We start from the raw sequence: 5448 nt of genomic DNA on the forward strand, positions 1-5448 counted from the left end.
GTCCTCAAGCGGCGCACCCGGTGCCGGTGTCACGCGGCACCGGGTGGGTCCATCGGGTCAACGCCCGGGCTTCCGGCCGTGGTTGGCCTTCTTCTTCCGCCGGGCCTTCTTCTTGCGGGCGCGCCTGGACATCGTGCTCCTCCTCCCGGTCCGTGGGGTGCCGGCGGTTCAGGCGGCCAGGCCGGCCAGCTGGTCGGCGAGCCTGGCCAGTCGCTTCAGCGAGCGCTCCTCCTGGGCGGCCTGCGCCACGGGCGCGATGGCTTCGCCGTCGAAGTAGGCGCCGTTGGCCACGACCGTCCCCGGCAGGCAGAGCCGCACCACGGCCGCCGCTCCCTCCGCCGCCGGCGCGCCGGTGCGCCCGTACAGCGGCAGCAGCGCGGTGGCGCACTGGCCCGGGTCGAGACTGACGGCGGTGATGCCGGAGCCGGCCGGGGCCATCCCGGCGGTCGCCATGGTGAGCGCCAACTGCGACTGCGCGTACGCGGCGACCCGCGAGTACCTCTTCGTCCGGTGCGGGTCCGACCAGTTCATCGAGGCGGTGCGGTGCAGCGAGGAGGAGACGTTGACGATCCGGGCGTCGCCGGCCGCCGCGAGCGGGGCGCGCAGCAGCCTCGCCAGCAGGTGCGCGGCCAGGAAGTTGACCTGGAGCGAGACCTCGTTGCCGTCGCCGGTCAGGGTGCAGCGCTCGGGCGCCATCGCGGCGGCGTTGTTCACCAGCAGGTCCAGCGCCGGATAGTGCTTGACGACCGTACCGGCCAGCACCGCGACCTCCGCGAGGTGGGTGAAGTCGGCTGCCAGCTCGACGAGTTGGTCCCGCCGGGCGCCCGCGGCGACCAGCCGCTCGACGGCTTCCGCCGCCTCGGCGGCGGTCCGGGCGTGCACGAGCACGGTCGCACCGTACCCGGCGAGCAGTCGGGCGGTCTCCCAACCGATCCCGGAGGAGGCACCGGTGACGAGGGCGGTGCGGGCGGACAGCACAGTGTCGGACATGACCCATCCAAGGGTGGAAGGCACCGGCGGGGTGCGGGAGTTGCGCGGCACAGGGCCGCTCGCTCCCGGGGCCGCCGGTGCGGGAAAGGTGTGGTGCGATGAGAGGAGGCCGCCCGTCCCCCGCCCCTCGGAGCCGGGGGACGGGCGGCGGTGATCGGCACGGAGCCGGTGGAGGACACCGGACCCCGTACCCCGCGGCCGGCGGAGAGCGGGAAGCGGCTCGGTCCTACCGGACGGCGGTGGCGACCGCGACAGCGACGATCCGCGGCCGACTATGCGGCGGGCGGTCGTGGTGGCGTGTCGAGCGGTGCATGTGCTCCATCAAAGCCCGCCCGCATGCCCGGGGCAAGCGCGTTCACCCTCCCTGACGAACCCCTGACGCCCACCGACGCGCTACTGACGCATCGTTGACGCGCCCGCCCGGACCGGCGACGGGCGCACGCCGGTCCCTCGCGCCGACGACCCCGGCCCGGCTTCCGGTGCGTCAGCCGGTTGCCGGCCCCGGCCGGTGGGACAAGCGGATCACCGTCGTGGAGTCGACGGTGCGGGCGCCGGCCATGGTGCCGCACCCGGTGCTGATGCTGGTGCCCGCGCCGTTCAGCGTGTCACCGGCGAAGCGCGCGCTGTCGGAGGTGACCCTGCCCGCGGCGACCAGCGAGGCGGTCCCGTAGGCCTTGACGACGTCGACGCGGTCGAACCCGAACGTGGAGACGGCGCCGTCCGCCCAGGTGACGCGGGTGGCCGAGGTGTCGCCGTGCTCGTCGCCGGTGCATTCGGTGCGCGGCAGGGTGACGGTGTGGTCGACGGTCCCGGCCGCGACGGGCCGGCCTGCCGGGTCGACGCACTTCACGGTGCCGGTCATGTGCAGGGTGTCGGCCTGGGGCGCGTTGCCGCCGCCGGGGCCGACGGGGGTGTCGAAGGTGCCGTGGAGGGTGCGCACGCAGGTGGCGTCGACCTCGGGATCGGCGGAGGCGGCGCCGGCCGGAATGGCCGCTTCGAGGAGTGCCACGGCGGTCAGTGCGGCGCCGACGAGTACGGGTTTCATGAGCTGGATCTTCTCCTGTTGAATTCGGGTTCGATCAACGAATTTCCTGGACCACGGCTTCGGCGCCGCGCACGGGAGCCAGGGCCGTAACCACCCGGTCCACCCGCGAGAGATATTCCGACCGGGAAACGATCTGATCGTTATCCGAATCAAACATTGAGAAGATACGACGTTCTACTTCATCACACACAGCAGTCCCCTCCGGTATTCGTCTGCGGTTTTCCGGAACCGCACAATACCGACGGAGACGCCGGTTCCCAGGAGGCGCGCGATCCGGGGAGGCGCCCGATCCACCCGCCGTGGGCGGGCCGCGGTGCACCGGCCGCGACCACCGCCGGTGCACCGCTCCTCCTGGTTCCCGCGCTCAGTGAAGGACGTCGAGCGCGTTGTCCGCGTCGTTGACGAAGTAGACGGCGTCCTGGTCGAGATCCAGCGCGAGACCGAAGAGCGCACCGGCGCCGGGCGGGGTGCCCTCGTTGTTGATCTGCTTGCTCGCCACCTGCCGCCCCTCGGAAGTCGTCTCGACGATGTTGCCGTCCCCGCCGTTGACCGTGAGAATGTCACCCCGGGGTGCGATCGCCAGCCCCAGCGGGGCGTTGAGGCCGCCGCCCTCGGTGACGACCCGGCCGATGCCCGCGCTGTCCGTGCGGGCGACCGCGTGCGGGATCGCGGTGATCCGGCTCAGCACCGCGTCGGCGACGAACAGCGTGCCGTCATGGCCGAGGCCGACCCCGGTCGGGCCGACCACCAGGGCCGCCGGGTCCGTCCGCTCGGGAAACCCGGAGCCGATCTCGGTGGTGGCCACCCGCTGCGGCGGCTGGTCGTCCTCGGTGCACAGGGTGATCCGCAGGACGGTTCCCCGGTCGACCTCCGCGCCGCCGCCGGCGACCGTCCCGTTGAGCACGTTGGTGACGAACAGCTCGCTGCGCTTTCCGGTGCTGACGGCGGTCATGTCCCACGGACCGTTGATGCCGTCGCCCGCGATGGTCTCCCGGACGGTTCCGTGCCGGTCGAGCACCAGCAGGCAGCCGGCCTCGGCGGTGTCGGACGTGCCGTCCGCGGTGGGCAGGCTGCCGACCACGACCCAGCCGCCGGGCAGGACGGTCAGCGCCGTGGTGAGGCCGACCCCGCCGGGGCAGGGGCCGGGCAGGTTGTTCGGGTCGATCGTGGCGAACGTCGTCCTGCTGCCGCCCGGGGTGACCTGGACCAGGGTGGTGCCGGTGCCCTGGAGGTTGGCCGAGTTGTTGAAGTTGCTGATCAGGACGTTGCCCCGGTGCAGGTCACCGACGCTCTCCTGGATGGTGAACGTGCCGTACGGGTTGACGTCGCCGTTCTCGGGGACGGTGGACGCGACGGCGGACACGGTGTGCAGCCGGTCCAGGAACGGCGGCGGGTCCGCCGCGCCGGCCGGGGACGCGGCAGCGGCCAGACCGAGGGTCAGCGCGGTGGTCACCAGCGCGTTCGAACATGCCCGAAGCTTCATGTGCACATGCCTTCTGGAGGGCGGACCGGACCTCCGGTTCCCGGACGGCCCGACCCGCGGAAGTACTCGGATCGCCCCCGGAACGCCACGCTAGGCGCAAGCCGCCGCACCCCGCCTCACGACGTCCGCCAAACGCTGATCACACTGAGTGACGACAGTGCGCCGATGCTCGGCGGGGCGCTGGACCTCGTCGCCATCGCCCTGCCCGAGACGGAGCGGCACCCGTACGCGGGCGCCGCTCCGCCTTCCGGGGCCGTCCGGGGCCTGACGGTTCGTTCCCACTCGGATCCCGCCCGAACGCTCGCCATCGACGCGCCCCGGGCACAGGCTGCTTCCGTGACCGTGTCCGTACGGACGCGGTGCGAGCGGAAGGACGACACATGACGAGCACACGCGGCCGCATCGCCGCCCTGGCGGGCGCCTTCGCGGTGGTCGCCGGCACCACCCTGGCGACCCCCGCCCTCGCCTCCACCGGAGCCGGAGCCTTGGCCGGGGCCGGAGCCGGAGCGTTAGCCGAAGCCTCGGCCGACGGCGAAGCCCTGGCCGGCGGCGGGATCACCGGGCAGGCACCCTGCCCGGGCGCGCCCGAGTTCACCTGCGGGACCCTCACCGTCCCGCTCGACCACAGCGGCGCCACCCCCGGCAGCCTCGACCTCGCGGTCGCCGTCACCGGCAACACCAAGGCCCCCAGGGGCGACCTGCTGTTCCTCACCGGCGGCCCCGGCCAGCCCGGCGTCCCGGCGATCAAGCAGATCGCGGGCAAGCTGGAGCCCGTCCTCAAGGACTACCGCCTGGTCATGTACGACCAGCGCGGCACCGGCCGGAACGCGCTCCAATGCCCCGGCCTCCAGGAGGACATGGGCTCCTCCGACCTCGCCCTGCCGCGCAAGCGGTCCGTCGCCGACTGCGCCACCGCCCTCGGCACCGACGCCCGCCACTACAGCACCGCCGACACCGTCGCCGACATCGACCTGCTGCGCCGTGCCCTCGGCGACCGGCGCCTCACCCTGGACGGCGTCTCCTACGGCACCATCGTCGCGAAGCGGTACGCGCTCGCCCACCCGGCGCACGTGGCGCGGCTGGTGCTCGACTCGGTGGCGCCGCCACAGGGTTTCGACCCCCTCGACCTGGCCGCGCTGCCCGCGAGCGCCCGGGTCCTGCGGGCCGCCTGCCGGGCCACCGGCTGCACCACCGATCCGGCCGCCGACCTCGCCACCACCGTTCGGCGGTACGGCAACGGAGCGCAGATCCTGAGTGCGCTCACCGGCTACGAGTTCATCGACCCGGACTACGGCGGGGTGCCGGACATCCTGCACGAGGCCGCCGCCGGGCAGCCCGCGAAGCTCCAGGACTTCTTCGAACTCGTCCACCGGGAGGTCGACGCCGCCCCGGCCGGGGATCTCAGCCAGGGGCTGCACTCCGCCACCCTGTGCGCCGACTCGCACTTCCCGTGGGGCACCACCGACACCCCCGTCGAGGGCCGGCCGGCCGCGCTGGAGCGCACCCGGCAGCGGCTGACCACCGAGCAGACCTGGCCGTTCGACCCTGCGACCGCGACCGGGCTCGGCAGCCTCCTGGTCTGCCTGGACTGGCCGCGCGAGCCCGTCCCGCCGATCCTGCCGGCGCACCGCAAGCTGCCCGACGTGCCGGTGCTGCTGCTCGGCGGCGACCGGGACCTGGCCACGCCTTATGAACTGCTCTTCCAGCAGGCCGAGTTCGCGCACCATCCGCGGATCGTGATCGTCCCGGGCGCGGCGCACTCGGTGCAGAACCGGGCGGCGAACCCGGCCGGACGGCAGGCGGTGTACGACTTCCTGCTCAAGTAGTGGCAGGCGTTGGCCCCGGGGCGACGCTACGGACGCCGGTCGGTCCACTCCTCGGCGGGGGTGCGGATGGCGAGGACGGCCATGTCGTCGTGGCCGTCGCTGGG

General features: G+C 73.4%; 5 protein-coding genes. 1 reads left to right on the forward strand and 4 read right to left on the reverse strand.

From position 1 onward, the window contains the following. Positions 1-57 precede the first annotated feature (57 nt). The 4 genes from ACIQOV_RS25655 to ACIQOV_RS25670 form a co-directional block, all read right to left on the reverse strand. A complete protein-coding gene (locus ACIQOV_RS25655; protein ID WP_401052252.1) occupies positions 58-132 on the reverse strand; it encodes a 50S ribosomal protein bL37 in 75 nt (24 codons plus the stop codon). A 36-nt stretch (positions 133-168) separates the two neighbouring features. Continuing rightward, positions 169-990, reverse strand: a complete 822-nt coding sequence (locus ACIQOV_RS25660) for an SDR family NAD(P)-dependent oxidoreductase (protein WP_401052245.1) — start codon at positions 988-990, stop codon at positions 169-171. 484 nt (positions 991-1474) lie between these two features. Next, positions 1475-2035, reverse strand: coding sequence for a hypothetical protein (locus ACIQOV_RS25665; RefSeq protein WP_401052246.1), 561 nt, complete (start codon positions 2033-2035; stop codon positions 1475-1477). Positions 2036-2399: 364 nt separating this feature from the next. Next, a complete protein-coding gene (locus ACIQOV_RS25670; RefSeq protein WP_401052248.1) occupies positions 2400-3518 on the reverse strand; it encodes a hypothetical protein in 1119 nt (372 codons plus the stop codon). A gap of 380 nt (positions 3519-3898) precedes the next feature. Here ACIQOV_RS25670 and ACIQOV_RS25675 point away from each other — a divergent pair, with 380 nt between their 5' ends. Further along, complete coding sequence (locus ACIQOV_RS25675) at positions 3899-5344, forward strand: alpha/beta fold hydrolase (RefSeq protein WP_401052251.1); 1446 nt, start codon at positions 3899-3901, stop codon at positions 5342-5344. Positions 5345-5448: the final 104 nt, after the last annotated feature.

The sequence above is a fragment of the Kitasatospora sp. NPDC091257 genome (genome assembly GCF_044757675.1).
GTDB lineage: Bacteria > Actinomycetota > Actinomycetes > Streptomycetales > Streptomycetaceae > Kitasatospora > Kitasatospora lactacystinica.

Excerpts from the sequence above, each read along its gene's own strand:
- ACIQOV_RS25665 (WP_401052246.1), bottom strand. The coding sequence starts at position 2,035 with ATGAAACCCGTACTCGTCGGCGCCGCACTGACCGCCGTGGCACTCCTC.
- ACIQOV_RS25670 (WP_401052248.1), bottom strand. The coding sequence starts at position 3,518 with ATGAAGCTTCGGGCATGTTCGAACGCGCTGGTGACCACCGCGCTGACC.
- ACIQOV_RS25675 (WP_401052251.1), top strand. The coding sequence starts at position 3,899 with ATGACGAGCACACGCGGCCGCATCGCCGCCCTGGCGGGCGCCTTCGCG.
- ACIQOV_RS25660 (WP_401052245.1), bottom strand. The coding sequence starts at position 990 with ATGTCCGACACTGTGCTGTCCGCCCGCACCGCCCTCGTCACCGGTGCC.